15 protein-coding genes and 1 tRNA gene are annotated in these 15,843 nt (G+C 64.2%); 2 read left to right on the top strand and 14 right to left on the bottom strand.

Translation table 11 applies throughout. From position 1 onward, the window contains the following. Positions 1-289 precede the first annotated feature (289 nt). Positions 290-643 (top strand): hypothetical protein, encoded by a 354-nt coding sequence (locus B0E52_RS02465; RefSeq protein WP_077481433.1) that lies wholly within the window; start codon positions 290-292, stop codon positions 641-643. 48 nt (positions 644-691) lie between these two features. On the opposite strand, the gene B0E52_RS18255 is transcribed toward B0E52_RS02465, so the two are convergent. From B0E52_RS18255 to thrS, 11 genes are all read right to left on the bottom strand, one after another. Next, the gene (locus B0E52_RS18255; protein ID WP_139351556.1) at positions 692-2,293 is read right to left on the bottom strand and encodes a hypothetical protein; all 1,602 of its coding nucleotides are present in this window, start codon (positions 2,291-2,293) and stop codon (positions 692-694) included. A 195-nt stretch (positions 2,294-2,488) separates the two neighbouring features. Continuing rightward, positions 2,489-3,526, bottom strand: a complete 1,038-nt coding sequence (locus tag B0E52_RS02480; protein ID WP_168174114.1) for a site-specific integrase — start codon at positions 3,524-3,526, stop codon at positions 2,489-2,491. Between the two features lie 555 nt (positions 3,527-4,081). Next, positions 4,082-4,158 (bottom strand) — tRNA-Pro (locus B0E52_RS02485). 88 nt (positions 4,159-4,246) lie between these two features. Next, positions 4,247-4,603 (bottom strand): MerR family transcriptional regulator, encoded by a 357-nt coding sequence (locus B0E52_RS02490; protein ID WP_077481441.1) that lies wholly within the window; start codon positions 4,601-4,603, stop codon positions 4,247-4,249. Beyond that, complete coding sequence (gene ihfA / locus B0E52_RS02495) at positions 4,584-4,883, bottom strand: integration host factor subunit alpha (RefSeq protein ID WP_077481444.1); 300 nt, start codon at positions 4,881-4,883, stop codon at positions 4,584-4,586. The genes B0E52_RS02490 and ihfA overlap by 20 nt, the downstream gene beginning before the upstream one ends. 1 nt (position 4,884) lies before the next feature. Continuing rightward, positions 4,885-7,263: a phenylalanine--tRNA ligase subunit beta gene (gene pheT / locus B0E52_RS02500; protein WP_077481446.1), complete on the bottom strand. Its 2,379-nt coding sequence runs from the start codon at positions 7,261-7,263 to the stop codon at positions 4,885-4,887. An 18-nt stretch (positions 7,264-7,281) separates the two neighbouring features. Further along, positions 7,282-8,277 carry a phenylalanine--tRNA ligase subunit alpha gene (pheS, locus tag B0E52_RS02505; protein ID WP_077481448.1) on the bottom strand — a complete coding sequence of 332 codons (996 nt, stop codon included), beginning with the start codon at positions 8,275-8,277 and terminating at the stop codon, positions 7,282-7,284. Positions 8,278-8,521: 244 nt separating this feature from the next. Next, entirely contained in the window at positions 8,522-8,881 is a 360-nt protein-coding gene (gene rplT / locus B0E52_RS02510) for a 50S ribosomal protein L20 (protein WP_077481450.1), read from the bottom strand. A gap of 17 nt (positions 8,882-8,898) precedes the next feature. Beyond that, a complete protein-coding gene (gene rpmI, locus B0E52_RS02515) occupies positions 8,899-9,096 on the bottom strand; it encodes a 50S ribosomal protein L35 (RefSeq protein ID WP_019467379.1) in 198 nt (65 codons plus the stop codon). A 370-nt stretch (positions 9,097-9,466) separates the two neighbouring features. Next, entirely contained in the window at positions 9,467-9,994 is a 528-nt protein-coding gene (gene infC, locus B0E52_RS02520; RefSeq protein WP_077481452.1) for a translation initiation factor IF-3, read from the bottom strand. 45 nt (positions 9,995-10,039) lie between these two features. Then, positions 10,040-11,941, bottom strand: a complete 1,902-nt coding sequence (gene thrS, locus B0E52_RS02525; RefSeq protein WP_077481585.1) for a threonine--tRNA ligase — start codon at positions 11,939-11,941, stop codon at positions 10,040-10,042. A 315-nt stretch (positions 11,942-12,256) separates the two neighbouring features. Between thrS and B0E52_RS02530 the strand changes: the two genes are divergently transcribed. Beyond that, positions 12,257-13,279, top strand: a complete 1,023-nt coding sequence (locus tag B0E52_RS02530) for an NAD-dependent epimerase (protein WP_077481454.1) — start codon at positions 12,257-12,259, stop codon at positions 13,277-13,279. 48 nt (positions 13,280-13,327) lie between these two features. On the opposite strand, the gene B0E52_RS02535 is transcribed toward B0E52_RS02530, so the two are convergent. The 3 genes from B0E52_RS02535 to B0E52_RS02545 all read right to left on the bottom strand — a co-directional run bounded on the left by B0E52_RS02535 (position 13,328) and on the right by B0E52_RS02545 (position 15,824). Further along, positions 13,328-13,777, bottom strand: coding sequence for a CopD family protein (locus tag B0E52_RS02535; protein WP_077481456.1), 450 nt, complete (start codon positions 13,775-13,777; stop codon positions 13,328-13,330). Positions 13,778-14,112: 335 nt separating this feature from the next. Further along, positions 14,113-15,093 carry an ABC transporter ATP-binding protein gene (locus tag B0E52_RS02540; RefSeq protein WP_077481458.1) on the bottom strand — a complete coding sequence of 327 codons (981 nt, stop codon included), beginning with the start codon at positions 15,091-15,093 and terminating at the stop codon, positions 14,113-14,115. After that, entirely contained in the window at positions 15,093-15,824 is a 732-nt protein-coding gene (locus tag B0E52_RS02545) for an ABC transporter permease subunit (RefSeq protein ID WP_217316653.1), read from the bottom strand. The genes B0E52_RS02540 and B0E52_RS02545 overlap by 1 nt, the downstream gene beginning before the upstream one ends. Positions 15,825-15,843 lie beyond the last annotated feature (19 nt).

A 15,843-nucleotide genomic window follows, 5' to 3' on the forward strand; every position in this document is an offset into this window, starting at 1 on the left:
CTGTTTGCGCTGGTCAACCTATGGATGGCGCGCGGGATACTGCTGCAACCGAGATAGGGTTGCTGCGTCCGCCGTGGCCTGAAAAGGCTGGCGGCGGCACGAAGAACATGGAATGGGGCTCGCGGGCGGGAGCATCTTGCCTGCCGCTGGCTCAAATACGCGCCGAGAGCATGAGGCGGTGATTGATCAGACCATCCCTAGAGGCAGGGTCGATCCGTTCCTGAAAATCGTCTTCGCGCATTCATACAGATTTCTATAATGAGTTAACTCATTAAATAGAGAGAACCGTATGAAAAGTAAAGCTGACGTTGCCAACTACATCGAACACATCCTCGCCGCCTCCGGTAAATCCAACAAAGACATCGCCAAAGAAATCGGCTATGAAGCCCCCAATATCCTGTCGATGCTGAAGAGTGGCGACACCAAGGTGCCGCTGGCACGCATCCCGGCCATTGCCAAAGCAACAGGAACGGATCCGAAGGTGCTCCTGGATCTCTGCCTTGAGGCGTATGACCCGGAGCTTCATCGTTTGTTGTCCGAGCTGGCACCCAGCATGTTGATCTCCCGGGAAGAGCTTCAGCTGGTGCGGTTCGTTCGACGAGTATTGCGCGCTCCGGGAAGGCTTTCGTCTTGCCTAGCGTGATCACGAGCGACGATCCACCGCCAGAATCACACGCGCTGTTGTTGGTCTTCAGCTCGTAGGCGTCGACGCTCCATTCCGGATGACCTCATACAGCTCTTTGGCAGCGCCAGCCTTAACCCCTGCGGAGTAGCAGTCAGCCACAACTTGGCCGCTTTGCGCCACGAGCGCAGCAAACTGCGCAGGACTACCTTGGTAGAAGCGCATTCCCGTCACCGGATTGCGAAGATCGAACATGGAGAGAAGATATTTTCCTTCGTCTATCGGAGCGACTTTACGTTTCATGTCCTGGATTACCTGCTTACGCAGTGACAGATCATCTGGATCCCAGACGAGATCCTCACGGAGTTGGTTGATCAGCCTCCTTGAGAACCAAGACGGTAACCCGAACCGCTGACGCATACCCGACCAGTGCTTGAGAATGGCCTCTCGATCTACCCGAGCGCGTTCAAGCAAGACCCCACCAGCGACTTCGCAACAGTCAGAGGACCAATAAACCGACGAAAGCAGCACAGATGGGACACGGTTAGCCCACTCGCATCGGGCAACGTCATCAACGAGCTTCGAATACTCTTCTGCCAACTGGCTGTTAAGGTCACTCAGACGCTCTTGGTGCACACGCCGTCCATCTAGAGGCAAGCCGTAACGCATGTAAGCAAGCATTTCCTGCTGCCCGTCCTCCAGCACAATCGCGTCCGCTGCGTCGCTCAGATCATTGGCGCGCATCGCGAGAAACAACGTGATCCCGCCACCATCATCCCGCCGTGTCCAGACTGCCGCCATGTCAACTGGCCCAAGGCGGTGTTCCAAGGATCGCCGCAAATGACGCTGCAGGGTGGTCACCCCATTGTCACGCGCCAAAAAGCGCTCAGCCGCCAAGGCTGGCAGGTCAATAGCAAGGAACCCGACATCAGGCTCTGGGGTCTCGTCACGCCACTGCGAGACAGAAGGACCGCTACGAGGGTCTGCTGCAAGATTGGCGAATCGAACACCGAGCACCAGCTCCCGGACTTGCCTGGACTGGCGCCCCAAGGGGCCGACCTTCTTCCATGCCGGCAGCTTGCTGAAGCAAGGATCCGGGATGCTCACCATAGAGGGAGGCTTACTGAAGCTCACTCCGGGACGAGGGATGTTGTTCCGCCCGTTCCCTTCTTCTTTCTTGTTATTACAGATAGAAGAAGAGTTACTAACATATAAGGGAAAATTGGAACAATTTCCCCCTTGGATTCCCGGATTTGAGATGGAACTCCACACCATGGAGTAGTTACGGCGCGAGAAGTCCCGGAGCAGATCCATGGCCTCAACCAAACCACGTTTCGCATGGTAGGCATGGTATGGAAGGTATTTGGGGACCGGGTCAACTTCCATGGACAGCAGCTCGTCGACCCAGTCAGGTTCGGCAGCCGCACTCGAAGCGACGACAGGGACACCCTTGGAAGAATTTCCCTTCGGATGGGTTTGGACACTTTCCCCCAGCCCTTCTTCGTCACCGTCACTCAACAACCCCAGCCCACGAAGGTCCTCTAACCCTTCCTTCGTAAGGCGATCGATTTCATTCTCGATATCAAAAAGTAGTGGATTGTCACCAAGGTGGCCCTGCAATTCGGCAAAGTAGCCGATCCAATCTTGGTTCGCAGCGATCTGCTCCGTCATATCTGTTCTCCGGGTCCATATCCCACGGACTGCCTGCCAACCCGTGTAGATATTTATCTATAGTCAGCTCTGACTTATCGCGGCTCACGCCGTTTAGCCGGATTTCAGTTTCGACTTGCATAGGTCCGCCCTGGAACGAGCCCTCGCTGCTCTTCATCGCCCGGAACAACCTGCCGGGTAACTGTGCACTTCAGTTCAAACTCTGTAGGACAGCTGCGAGACCATCTCTACGCGCCGTTCCAACGTGACGCTTTGCCCAGCGCCGTAGCCGGCTGTCATACGCGCGATCTCCACGCCGTGACCGATAAGTGGCGCTATCTCGTGGTCGGGAAATCCGGCTGCACGCAGCTTGGTCACCACCGTGTGTCGGAACCGATGCATCGCACCGCGAGCGTCCTGGGCGATGTCGAGACGTGCCAGAAACTTTCGGAACCATTTCCCGATCGGGGTGGCACGGCGTCCGTACCTGTCCGGAAAGACCTCCTCGAAGAACCACTCGTGCCCCTTGTCGATGGCTTGCTGCCGGACATCAAGCAGCCCTAGCCGCACCAGCTCACTATGGATAGGTACGACGCGCCGTGAGGTTCGGGTCTTGAGCTGCTGACCCTCCCCGTCGTCGGTGATGTCGAACACCCACATCCCGTCAACAGAACGAATGTCCATGCACCGGAGCTGTGCGATTTCGCCAAGCCGCGCCCCTGTGTAGGCACAGATCAGGGGAACCCAGTAGCGCCAGTCCCGAATGCAATACGTCCCAGTTGCGGACTGGTTCTTCTCCGACTCGCACCCTGTGAAGGCTTTCGCCTGCAGGATCGCCTTGACCTCTCCATCCGTAAACGGACGCATGCGCTGGTCCGGCCGGGCATCCTTCACCAGCGTCGTTCGAAAACTCTCTGCCTTGAAGCCGGTGGTGTTGAGCTCCAGCCAGACACCGAACGCCGATAGCTGGGAGAGCTTGTTGTTGATGGTCTTGGGTGCGATCGGCTCAGCACCATCCTTCCCGGCCTGCGCGATGACCTTGGCGAAGGACATGCCGGGGTAGAGATGCTCGGCATTCTTCGGGTAACCACGCAATGCTCGTTTGAAGGCAGCGACGTGTTCGGCCGTATAAGCCGACACCGGCAGCTCGCCCGCGGATTCGACGAAACGCCGGATGGTGGCGCGGCGATCGGTCACGGCACGGGGATTGCCCTGCGCGTGCTGTTCTTCGAAATAGCGCTCGAAGTAATCCATCAGTCGCTGGCCACGGGGAGGCTTCGCAGGTCTCGTCGACAAGCCTCCAGACACAGCCGGAGCCTCTTTGAGCGGCTCGGGCCCAACGACATCGCCCTGAGTTGTGACCAGTGGCGACAGCGTTACAACTGCAGGGAGAGAGGCCTGCGCACGCCCTCGGGCAGCTCGTGAAGGAAGGGCTGGAGGGAGAGCTGCCCCGGAAGTGAGGTCACTCCACTCCCGCTCCATCTGATCAAGCCATTCGGCCTTGGCATCGGCGGCACGCTTACGCGCCAGCCAAACCTCGGCCGTGCCAAGCGAACGCCACACCTCACACCCCACGGGAAGACCACGGGCGCGGCGAAGGCGTTGAAGCTGGGAGGGACGCGCAAGTCGCAGGTAGAAGATGCGACCGCGAAGAACGAGATGGGTTTCGTGAGCCACGAGATCTCCAGGGTTGGGAGATCCTTGGGCCCTCGTCATGTGACGTGGCAGTTCCACGTAGCACTTTGACGTAGCACCTTCGAAAAACCGGGATTACGTACTACGTAACCCCTTGTCCCACTTAGGTGTTGATGGTCGGGGCGGCCGGATTCGAACCGACGACCCTTTGCCCCCCAGGCAAATGCGCTACCAGGCTGCGCTACGCCCCGACTTGGACTTGAAAGGCGGCAACGTGGCCGCCTTCTGCGCTTCGCGATCATGCGATCGGAAAGCGCGAACTATAACAGAGGAATGCGCTCAGCGGCGCAGCAGGGCAAGGACTTCTTCCAGCTCCAGCCGCACCTGGTGCACGATCTGGTGCGACATGCTCGCCTCGACGCGCGCCTGCGGGCCTTCCAGCCGCGCACGGGCACCAGTGATGGTGAAGCCCTCGTCGTACAGCAGCGCACGGATCTGGCGGATCATCAGCACGTCGTGGCGCTGGTAGTAGCGGCGATTGCCGCGGCGCTTCACCGGGTTCAGCGCGGGGAACTCCTGCTCCCAGTAACGCAGCACGTGCGGCTTCACCCCGCACAGCTCGCCCACTTCACCGATGGTGAAGTAGCGCTTGGCCGGAATGGCAGGCAGCTCGGTGTTATTCCCTTGGTCCAGCATAGCCCTCGACTCGCACCTTGAGTTTCTGCCCTGGCCGGAACGTCACCACCCGCCGCGCCGAGATCGGAATCTCCTCGCCGGTCTTGGGGTTGCGCCCTGGTCGCTGGTTCTTCTCGCGCAGGTCGAAATTGCCGAAACCCGACAGTTTCACCTGCTCCCCTCTTTCCAGTGCTTCGCGGACCACCTCGAAGCAAGCGTCCACGAATTCCTTGGCTTCCCGCTTGTTGAGGCCCACGTCAAGGAAAAGCCGCTCGGCCATATCCGCCTTGGTCAGCGCCATCTCATCCTCTCAACTTGGCCTTGCATTCCCGCTCCAGTGCGGCGATGGCCTGCCGCACGCAACGGTCTGCGTCGTCGTCGACAAGCGTGCGGGAAGCATCCTGCAAAATCAAGCCCATAGCGAGACTTTTTCGGCCCGCTTCGACCCCCTTGCCACTGTAGCGGTCGAACAGGCGCAGCTCCTTCAGCACGCCGCCGAGCGTGCTGCGGACGACCTCGCCGATCCGCGACCAGGTAACCTCTTCCGGCACTTCGACGGCGATGTCGCGGCGCACCGAGGGGAAACGGGCCACCGGTTGTGCCTTGGGCAGGCGGCGCGCCAGCAGCGGTTCGAGTGCCAGCTCCAGCACGTGCACGTCCGGCCCCAGGTCCAGTGCCTTGGCCAGCTGCGGGTGCAAGGCCCCCAGCCAGCCAGCCGTCTCACCGTCGCGCGAGAGGCGTGCGCCACGGCCCGGATGCAGCCAGCCCGGCAGATCGTCGGTATGCACCGACCAACGCTCCGGCTCACCGCCCCAGGCCAGCAAGGCATCCAGGTCACCCTTGAGATCGAAGAAATCCAGCGCACGGGACGGCTCGCCCCACTGCTCGGCACGGGCAGTACCGCAGGCGGCAATGGCCAGGCTGGGGGTTTCGATCGGTGGATTGCCCTCCGCAAACACGCGCGCCACTTCGAACAACCGCACCCGCTCCTGCTGGCGCGCACGGTTGTGGCGCAACGCCTCGACCAGTCCAGGCAGCAGCGAGGGGCGCATCACCGCGAGATCGGCCGACAACGGATTGGCCAGAGGCACGCCCTGCCCGGCCAGCCCCCACTGCACCAGCAGCTCGTTGGCGACGAAGGACAGGTTCACCGCCTCGAAGTGGCCCCGCGCGGCCAGCTGCTCGCGCAGGGCCAGTTCGCCGATACGCGCCTCCGGCTCGGCCGCCAGTGCCAGCGCGCCGGCGGGCGTGGCGGTAGGGATATTGTCGTAGCCGAAGATGCGAGCGACTTCCTCGACCAGATCCTCTTCGCGCTCGATGTCGAAACGGCTGCTGGGCGCGGTGATCTGCCAGCCATCGACCTGCGGCTCCACCTTCATGCCCAGCGCGGTGAAGATGCGTGCCACTTCGGCATCGGCCACTTCCACGCCCAGCACGCGCCGGAGGCGCGCGCGACGCAGCGCCACAGGTGCCGGCTTCGGCAAGTCGGCGAGGTTCTCCGCCACCAGCACGGGTCCGGCCTGCCCGCCGGCGATCGCCAGCAGCAGCTCGGTGGCGCGCTCCAGCGCGCGACGTGGCAACTCGGGATCGACGCCGCGCTCGAAGCGGTGCGAGGCATCGGTGTGCAGTCCGAGCTTGCGCGCGCGGCCCATGATCGCGGCCGGCACGAAGTGCGCGGCCTCGAAGAAGATGTTGCACGTGGCGTCGGTGACGCGCGAATCGAAGCCGCCCATCACGCCGGCCACCGCCAGCGCCTTGCTGTCGTCGGCGACCAGTACGAAGCCGGTATCGGGCTTCGCCTCGCTACCGTCGAGCAGCTTCAGCGTCTCGCCGGCGCGCGCATGACGCACCACGACGTCGCCTTCGAGCCTGTCGTTGTCGAAGGCATGCATGGGCTGGCCCAGCTCCAGCATCACGTAGTTGGTGACGTCCACCACCGCGCTGATCGGGCGCAGGCCCGCGCGACGCAGACGCTCGGCCAGCCACAGCGGCGTGCGCGCCGTAGCGTCGATGCCTTCGACGACGCGGCCGAGGTAGCGCGGCGCGTCCTTGCCGGCTTCGAGACGAATGCCGCGGCGGGCCTGACTCGTCACCGGCGCCGGCGCCTGCTCGCCGGTCTTCACGCGGCTGCCGAACAGTGCGGCCACGTCGTGCGCGAGCCCGTAGAGCCCGAGGCAGTCAGGGCGGTTCGGCGTGAGCTTCAGCTCGATGCTGGCGTCGGGCAAGCCAAGGTAGGTCGCCAACGGCTGGCCGACCGGTGCGTCCAGCGGCAGCTCCAGCAGACCCGAGGCATCGGCGTCGATGCCAAGCTCTTTCGCCGAGCACAGCATGCCGAACGACTCCACACCGCGCAGTTTCGCCGCCTTGATCGCGATGCCGCCCGGCAGGTTCGCGCCCACCGTGGCCAGCGGCACCTTGATGCCCACGCGCGCATTCGGCGCGCCGCAGACGATCTGCAGCGGTGCGCCCTGCCCTGCGTCGACCTTGCACACCTGCAGGCGGTCCGCTTCGGGATGCTTTTCGGCACCGACGATCTCGGCCACCACCACACCGTCCAGGCCTTCGCCCAGCGGCGTGAGTTCTTCCACTTCCAGCCCGGCCATGGTCAGCGCATGCGCCAGCGTGGCGCGATTCGCCTTGATCTCGACCAGCTCGCGCAGCCAGTTTTCGGAGAATTTCATCGTGTGTTCCCTGCCGGTTTACGCGAACTGCTTGAGGAAGCGCAGGTCGTTCTCGAAGAACGCGCGCAAGTCGGTCACGCCGTAGCGCAGCATCGCGAAGCGCTCCACGCCCAGGCCGAAGGCGAAGCCGGTGTAGCGCTCCGGATCGATGCCGCAGTTCGCCAGCACGTTCGGGTGCACCATGCCGCAGCCCAGCACTTCCAGCCAGCGCGACTGACCGTCGGCAGTCTCCCAGCGAATATCCACCTCGGCCGAGGGTTCGGTGAAGGGGAAGTAGCTGGGGCGGAAGCGCATCTCGAAATCGCGCTCGAAGAACGCGCGGATGAATTCCGCCAGGGTGCCCTTGAGGTCGGCAAAGCTGGAGGTCTCGTCGACCAGCAGGCCTTCGATCTGGTGGAACATCGGCGAGTGCGTCTGATCCGAATCGCTACGGTAGACCTTGCCCGGCGCGATGATGCGGATCGGCGGCTGGCGTCCCTTCATCGAACGGATCTGCACCGGCGAGGTATGCGTGCGCAAGAGGCGACCATCGCCGAAGTAGAAGGTGTCGTGCATGGCGCGCGCCGGATGGTGCGGCGGGAAGTTCAGCGCCTCGAAGTTGTGCCAGTCGTCCTCGATCTCCGGGCCGTCGGCACGCTGGTAGCCAAGCCGCGCGAAGATCGCGGCGATGCGCTCCAGCGCGCGGGTGATCGGGTGGATGCCGCCGCGCTCGCCGTCGCGGCCAGGCAGCGAGATGTCGATGGTCTCGGAGGCGAGCCGGCGATCCAGCTCGGCCTGCTCCAGCACCGCCTTGCGCGCGGCCAGCGCATCGGCGAGGCGCTCCTTGACGCGGTTCACCTCGGCGCCGCGCGCCTTCTTTTCTTCCGGCGGCAACGAGCCAAGCGTCTTCAGCGCGGCGGTGACGATGCCGCTCTTGCCGAGCAGGCCGACGCGCAACGCTTCGAGTGCGTCCAGCGTGTCGGCTTTGTCGATATCGGCCAGCGCGGCTACCGCACGACTATCCAGATCATCCATCGATGCGACTCTCGCTTCTCCCCTCCCCCCTTTGGGGAGAGGACTGGGTGAGGGGCGCTCTTGTGTCAACGCCAGTTCGAAGCGAGCTTCGATGAAGTTCGGGGCAAGCCTTGGCCCCTCACCTCAATCCTCTCCCCCGCGGGGAGAGGAGGCGAACGCAAAAAGCGCGCTACCAAAACAAAGCGGGGAGAAGGCGTTGGCCTTCTCCCCGCTTGATTCACATCATATCGTCAGTGGTCGACGATCAAGCGGCCAGCGCGGCCTTCGCTTTTTCGGCGATCGCGCCAAACGCCTTGATGTCGTGCACGGCGATGTCGGCCAGCACCTTGCGGTCGACCGTGATGCCGGCCTTCAGCAGGCCGTTGATCAGGCGGCTGTAGGACAGGCCGAACTGACGGGCCGCCGCATTGATACGCACGATCCACAGGGCACGGAACTGGCGCTTCTTCTGCTTGCGGCCGATGTACGCGTACTGGCCAGCCTTGATGACGGCCTGGTTCGCTACGCGGAAAACCTTGCGGCGGGCGTTGTAGTAGCCCTTCGCGCGGCCGATGATCTTCTTGTGACGACGACGGGCGGTAACGCCACGCTTTACACGAGCCATGGTCTAGTCCTCCCGTCTCAGAGATACGGCAACATGCGAGCCACACCCTTGGTGTCGCACGCCTTGACGTGGTTGGTGGCGCGCAGGTTGCGCTTACGCTTGGTCGACTTCTTGGTCAGGATGTGCGACTTGAAGGCGTGACCGGCCTTGAACTTGCCGGAAGCGGTCTTGCGAAAACGCTTCGCCGCCGCCCGGTTGGTCTTGATCTTGGGCATGGTGATGCTCCTTGATGAGGCTGCGCTCTGTGCAAGAGCAGCCCGGTTTCTGACTGATTCGGCGGCGACCGCGAGGCCGCACTTTCCATCCTGCCGACATCGGTGCACGACCCTTCCTGGCGGGTCGAACGGGCGATTATACGGGGGATGCGGGGCTGGCGCCAGCCCGTGCCCACTCCTCTCCCGCCGGGGAGAGGGTCGGGGGTGAGCGGCGGATACTCGCGCGAACGCAGCCCGGAAGCGGGCTTCGACGCGGCCTTGTGGCAGGACCACCCCTTTTGCCCCCTCCCCGGTGGGGGAAGGAAACGAGCGGTGCCGGGCGGGTTCGATCCGCACGAGCGATACGGCAGCCGGAAGGCCACCGTTCGCTTCACTGCTTCTTCTTGGGGCCGATCATCATGACCATCTGGCGCCCCTCCAGGCGCGGGAAGGACTCGACCTGGCCGTTCTCGCCGACGTCTTCCTGGATCTTCTTGGCCAGGTTCTGGCCGAGGTCCTGGTGCGACATCTCGCGGCCGCGGAAGCGGATGGTGACCTTGACCTTGTCACCCTCTTCCAGGAAGCGAAGCATGTTGCGCAGCTTGATCTGGTAGTCGCCCACGTCCGTGACCGGACGGAACTTCACTTCCTTGATCTCGACCTGCTTCTGCTTCTTCTTGGCCGCCTGGGCCTTCTTCTGGGCTTCGAACTTGAACTTGCCGTAGTCCATGATGCGGCAGACCGGCGGGTCGCCGTTCGGCTGGATCTCGACCAGGTCCATCCCCGCTTCCTGCGCCAGTGCCAGCGCCTCGTCGCGGGTGAGGATGCCCAGCTGCTCAGCATCGGCGCCGATCACGCGTACGCGTGGAACGCGGATTTCCAGGTTGCGGCGATTACCCTTGTTGTCGGTGGTAGCGATACCACTATCCTCCAGAAGAAGTTTCGATTAGGCCGCACAACGCCTTCAGCGCTGCGTCTCGGCCTGCAGTCGCCCGATGAAGTCGGCCAGCGGCATGCTGCCCAGATCCTCACCCGAACGGGTACGCACGGAAACGGTCCCCGCTTCCTTCTCGCGGTCACCGACCACCAGAAGATAAGGGATTTTCTGCAACGTATGTTCGCGGATTTTATAGCCGACCTTCTCGTTGCGCAAATCGGCCTCCACCCGGAAACCTTTGTCGACAAGGGCTTGCGCCACCTCGCTGGCGTATCCGGCCTGGGCGTCGGTAATGCTGAACACCACCGCCTGCACCGGCGCCAGCCAGGCCGGCAGCAGGCCGGCGTGGTGCTCGATCAGGATGCCGATGAAGCGCTCCATCGAGCCCACGATGGCCCGGTGCAGCATCACCGGATGTTTTTTCTGCGAGTTTTCATCCACATACCCGGCGTCGAGGCGCTCGGGCATCATGAAGTCCACCTGCATGGTGCCGACCTGCCAGGCGCGACCGATCGAGTCCTTGAGATGATATTCGATCTTGGGCGCGTAGAACGCGCCCTCGCCTGGCAATTCCTCCCATTCGACGCTGGCGGCACGCAAGGCACGACGCAGCATTTCCTCGGTACGGTCCCAGAATTCGTCCGAACCGATGCGCTTCTCCGGCCGCAATGCGAGCTTGATCGCCAGATCGGTGAAACCGAAATCGGCGTAGACCTTCATCGCCTGCAGGTGGAATGCCGTGACCTCCGCCTCGACCTGGTCCGGCGTGCAGAAGATGTGGCCGTCGTCCTGGGTGAACGCGCGCACGCGCATGATGCCGTGCAGCGCGCCGGACGGCTCGTTGCGGTGGCAGCCACCGAACTCGCCGTAGCGGATCGGCAGCTCGCGGTAGCTGTGCAGGCCGGTGTTGAACACCTGCACATGGCCCGGACAGTTCATCGGCTTCAGCGCGAAGGTGTGCTTCTCCGATTCGGTGAAGAACATGTTCTCCGCGTAGTTGTCCCAGTGCCCGGACTTCTTCCACAGCGACACGTCCAGCACCATCGGGCAGCGCACTTCCTGGTAGCCGCTGCGCTTGTACACGCCGCGCATGTACTGCTCCACCGCCTGCCAGATCGCCCAGCCGCGCGGGTGCCAGAACACCATGCCCGGGCTCTCCTCCTGCTGGTGGAACAGGTCCAGCGCCTTGCCGATCTTGCGATGGTCGCGCTTCTCGGCCTCCTCCAGCTGGTGCAGCCAGGCCTTCAGATCCTTGTCGTTCAACCACGCCGTGCCGTAGATGCGGGTCAGCATCGCGTTGTTGCTGTCGCCGCGCCAGTAGGCGCCGGCCACCTTCATCAGCTTGAACGCGCGGAGCTTGCCGGTGTTCGGCACGTGCGGGCCACGGCACAGGTCGGTGAACTCGCCCTGCGTGTACAGCGACAGTTCCTCGTTGGCCGGGATGGATTGGATGATCTCGGCCTTGTAGTTCTCGCCGATGCCGCGGAAGAACGCCACCGCCTCGTCGCGCGACTTCACGCTGCGCGCGAGCGGCAACGCCTCCTTGACGATCTTCTCCATCTCCGCCTCGATCTTCGGCAGGTCCTCGGGCGTGAAAGGGCGCTCGTAGGCGAAGTCGTAATAGAAACCGTTGTCGATCACCGGGCCGATCGTGACCTGCGCGCCCGGATACAGCCGCTGCACCGCCTGCGCCAGCAAGTGCGCGGTGGAATGGCGCAGGATCTCCAGCGCCTCGGGGCTTTTCTCGGTGACGATCTCGAGGCGGGCGTCGTGTTCGATGGAAAAGCTTGCATCCACCAGCTTGCCGTCCACCTTGCCGGCGAGGGTGGCCTTGGCCAGCCCGGCGCCGATGGAGGCAGCCACTTCCTGCACGGACACGGGGTGGTCGAACGGGCGCTTGCTGCCGTCGGGTAGCGTGATCTCGATCATGTTCATTCCTGCCGCGCCGTCGCGGTGGACGTCGCTTTTCTGAGAAGTCCGGCCATGGACGGCCGGTTTTGCCGCTGTCTGCCCGGATGGCGGACAAAAACAAAGGCGCTCGAGCGCCTTCGTGGAGCACAAGGCGGAAGAGTCGTCAGCGGTGATTACGTGTAGTTGCCATGTCGCACGCTCGGCCGGCGCGTTGGCGCGGGCCACCTTGTCTCTGGAATGACGGCGAAACGCTAGTTTAGCCCATCGCGTGCTGTCAATTCAGCGCCCCGCCACCGACAATAAGAATGCCCTATCGCCACCAAGGCCTTGCCCATGCGCATCCTCGTCACCGGCACCGCCGGCTTCATCGGCGCCGCCCTGGCCGAACGCCTGCTGGCGCGCGGCGACGAAGTGCTGGGCATCGACAACCACAACGACTACTACGACCCGGCGCTGAAGGAAGCCCGCCTCGCGCGTTTCGCCGAGCACCCCGGCTACATCCACGTGCGCGCCGACCTCGCCGACGCCCCGGCAGTAAACGCCGCCTTCGCGGGTTTCAAGCCGCAGCGCGTGGCGAACCTGGCCGCGCAGGCCGGCGTACGCTATTCGCTGCAGAACCCGCAGGCCTACGTGCAGAGCAACCTGGTCGGCTTCGGCAACATCCTCGAAGCGTGCCGTCACGGCGGCGTCGAGCACCTGGTCTACGCGTCCTCCAGCTCGGTCTATGGCGCCAACCGCAAGCTGCCGTTCGCGGTCGAGGACGCGGTGGACCATCCGGTCAGCCTGTACGCCGCCACCAAGAAGGCCAACGAGCTGATGGCGCACAGCTACAGCCACCTGTACGGACTGCCCACCACCGGGCTGCGCTTCTTCACGGTGTACGGGCCATGGGGACGGCCGGACATGTCGCCCATGCTGTTCGCCGATCGCATCAGCCGCGGCGAGGCGATCGACGTGTTCAACCACGGCAACCACAGCCGTGACTTCACCTACGTCGACGACATCGTGGAAGGCGTGATCCGCACCCTCGACCATCCGGCCGCACCCGATCCGGCCTACGACGCACAGTCGCCGAACCCCGGCAGCTCGAATGCGCCGTATCGCGTCTACAACATCGGCAACGACCGGCCGGTGCAGCTGCTGCACTTCATCGAGCTGCTGGAGCAGCACCTGGGCCGCACGGTGGAAAAGAACCTGCTGCCCATGCAGCCCGGCGACGTGCCCGACACTTGGGCCGATGTGTCGGCGCTGCGCCGCGAGGTGGGCTATGCGCCAAGCACCTCCATCGAGGACGGCGTGGCGCGTTTCGTGGCGTGGTATCGGGACTATTTCCGTCGGTCGCAGGAGCGGCTTTAGCCGCGATTCGCGCCGGTCGCGGCTGAAGCCGCTCCTACGCACGACCCATCAGAACGGCTTGGCCAGCACCAGGAAGATCACGCCCAGCAGCAACAGCACCGGCAGTTCGTTGAGCCAGCGCAGCGCTTTCGACGACGGCAGCGCGCCGCCCTTCTCGCAACGCTTGACCATCCGCCCCGCCCACACGAAATAGATCAGCAGCAGCGCCACCAGGGTCAGCTTGGCGTCGATCCAGTGCATGCCGGCTACCACGTTCGGCAGCTTCGCGGGAAACAGTCGCCAGCCTTGCCACAGCACCAGGCCGAACAGGAAGGCGATGCCGAACATGTTGTGGCCGAACTTGTACAGCCGTCGCCCCATCAGCAACAACCGCGCCTTCACTGCCGGCTCGTCGCCCGCCTCGGCGAGGTTGACGAGGATGCGCGGCAGGTAGAAGACGGTGGCCATCCAGGCGATCACGAACAGCACGTGGAAGCTCTTGACCCACAGATAGACCATCGCAACGCTCCGCCCGGAAAAAGAAACGGCACGAACCGGAGTTCGCGCCGTTGCATGGTATCTGGTGGGCGGTACAAGGGCCGAACTTGTGACCCCTGCCATGTCAAGGTCGCGAAAGATCAAGGCAATCAAGACCTGATGCGATCACCAGAACTCATGCTCGACCGCATGGCATCGGGCTTTGCGCGAGGTGTCGGGGTCAGTGCGGGGTCAGTCGGAGACCGGCCACCACGGCCACCTTCCTTCTACCCCCTGATGACTTGGCCCGATCACGACCATCTTCTTTCTCGGCCGCCGATGTCTACCTCACTTGGAATCAAGATCATGGTGACGCGTCAGGCTGGCCAGCAGCGAATCGACGACCATGGCAGACTCAGTCGCACGGTCTCGGCCGCATGGCACGATGGCAAGTCGGCCCACAGCCGCGCCTGTCCACAGCGCAGGCCGGCATATTGGCCGTATGCACTCCGTTGCGGCAGTTCGACACCGGCCACGATGGTATCGGCGGGCACGGTGCCCCCGTGCTGCAACCTGATCGCTTCCGGCGCAACGTGCCAATCCACGGCTGTGCCGTCCGCGAGCGTCGTTTTCACGAGCAGCGACACTCCCGCCTCCGGCCATATCAAATGCTGCGAGCCTGCAGTACCCGTCAGCCGGCCACAAAACACATTGCGCAGACCAAGCAGGCGTGCAACAGCGCCACTGGCCGGGTGCGCGTGCACGTCCAGTGGCCTGCCCGTCTGCACGATGCGCCGGCCGTGCATCAGCACCAGCCGGTCTGCCATCGCGGCCAATGCGGGATCATGGCTCACCGCCAACGCGGGGATCCCGACGGCGTGCACTTCGGCGACGAGTTCCGCCAGCACGTCGTCGCGGGTGGCGGGGTCCAACGCCGAAGTGGGCTCATCCAACAGCAGCAGTTGCGGCCGGCGGGCCAGCGCACGCGCCAACGCCACGCGCTGCTGCTGACCACCGGAAAGCTGTGCGGGCCAGCGTTCGGCAAGATCTACCAAGCCCACGCGCTGCAGCCACGCCATCGCCTCATCGCGGCGGTGCGGGCCACTGAGCGCAAAGGCCACGTTCTGCCATGCGCGCAGATGCGGAAACAGCGCAGGCCCCTGCGGCAGATAACCCACAGCGCGTCGCTGCGGTGGCAGGCCGCCGTAGGGCTCGCCCTGCGCAGGAAGCAACCCGGCGATGGCGCGCAGCAGCAGCGACTTGCCCTCGCCGCTGGCGCCCAGCAGCACGGTGAAACCCTCCACCTCGAAACTCGCGGACAGCTCGATGGGCCGCGCGATGCGGTAGTCGATGCGCATCAGGCCAGCCTCCGGCGCACCGCCAAGCCCAGCGCGAGCGGCAATGGCAGCGCCACCAGGAAGAACACCCACAACAGCGGATACACGGCGGACAGGCCGATGTCCTGCAGGTTGGTCCACAGCTTCACCGGGATGCCCTGCGGGTAATAGGCCACGATCAGCACCACGCCGAACTCGCCCAGCGCACGTACCCAGGCCAGCGCCACCGCGGCGGCCAGGCCGAGCTTGGCCAGCGGCAGGCTGACCCGAAAGAAACAGCGCGCGGGCGAGTGGCCAAGCGTCAGAGCGATCTGCTCCAGCTCGCGCGGCACCCCTTCGAAGGCGGCGCGCGCGGCCAGCACGTAGTACGGCAGTGCGGCGTAGAGCTGCGCCATCACGAAGGCCGGCGCGGAGTTGGTGAGCACCAGCCCGGCGCGCTCCAGCAGGCTGCCGGCCGGGCCGTAGGGACCGTACATGGCGGCGAGCAGGAGGCCCATCGCCAGCGGCGGCGTGAGCAGGGCCAGCAGCAGCAACGCGTCGATCAGCCACTGCCCGCGTACGCGATGGCGCGCCAGCCACCAGGCCAGCGGCGTGCCCAGCGCCACGATCAGCAGCAGCGCGACCAGGCTCAGACCCAACGACACCGCCACCGCGCCGCCATCGCCGTGGGCGAAGCCGAAATGGCGCCAGTCGGTGGCGAGCACCAGCCCCGCGAACGGCGTGGCGAGCAGCAGCAGGGCGAGCGCCGCCAAGCCCGCTGCGAATCGCGAT

The organism is Rhodanobacter sp. C06 (assembly GCF_002001105.1).
Classification (GTDB): domain Bacteria; phylum Pseudomonadota; class Gammaproteobacteria; order Xanthomonadales; family Rhodanobacteraceae; genus Rhodanobacter_A.

What these genes read in the sequence shown, in the direction of transcription:
- B0E52_RS02540 (WP_077481458.1), bottom strand. Translation starts at nt 15,093, where the DNA reads ATGCGCATCGACTACCGCATCGCGCGGCCCATCGAGCTGTCCGCGAGT.
- B0E52_RS02465 (WP_077481433.1), top strand. Translation starts at nt 290, where the DNA reads ATGAAAAGTAAAGCTGACGTTGCCAACTACATCGAACACATCCTCGCC.
- rpmI (WP_019467379.1), bottom strand. Translation starts at nt 9,096, where the DNA reads ATGCCCAAGATCAAGACCAACCGGGCGGCGGCGAAGCGTTTTCGCAAG.
- B0E52_RS02530 (WP_077481454.1), top strand. Translation starts at nt 12,257, where the DNA reads ATGCGCATCCTCGTCACCGGCACCGCCGGCTTCATCGGCGCCGCCCTG.
- B0E52_RS02480 (WP_168174114.1), bottom strand. Translation starts at nt 3,526, where the DNA reads ATGGATTACTTCGAGCGCTATTTCGAAGAACAGCACGCGCAGGGCAAT.
- B0E52_RS02490 (WP_077481441.1), bottom strand. Translation starts at nt 4,603, where the DNA reads ATGCTGGACCAAGGGAATAACACCGAGCTGCCTGCCATTCCGGCCAAG.
- ihfA (WP_077481444.1), bottom strand. Translation starts at nt 4,883, where the DNA reads ATGGCGCTGACCAAGGCGGATATGGCCGAGCGGCTTTTCCTTGACGTG.
- B0E52_RS02535 (WP_077481456.1), bottom strand. Translation starts at nt 13,777, where the DNA reads ATGGTCTATCTGTGGGTCAAGAGCTTCCACGTGCTGTTCGTGATCGCC.
- pheS (WP_077481448.1), bottom strand. Translation starts at nt 8,277, where the DNA reads ATGGATGATCTGGATAGTCGTGCGGTAGCCGCGCTGGCCGATATCGAC.
- pheT (WP_077481446.1), bottom strand. Translation starts at nt 7,263, where the DNA reads ATGAAATTCTCCGAAAACTGGCTGCGCGAGCTGGTCGAGATCAAGGCG.
- thrS (WP_077481585.1), bottom strand. Translation starts at nt 11,941, where the DNA reads ATGATCGAGATCACGCTACCCGACGGCAGCAAGCGCCCGTTCGACCAC.
- B0E52_RS18255 (WP_139351556.1), bottom strand. Translation starts at nt 2,293, where the DNA reads ATGACGGAGCAGATCGCTGCGAACCAAGATTGGATCGGCTACTTTGCC.
- rplT (WP_077481450.1), bottom strand. Translation starts at nt 8,881, where the DNA reads ATGGCTCGTGTAAAGCGTGGCGTTACCGCCCGTCGTCGTCACAAGAAG.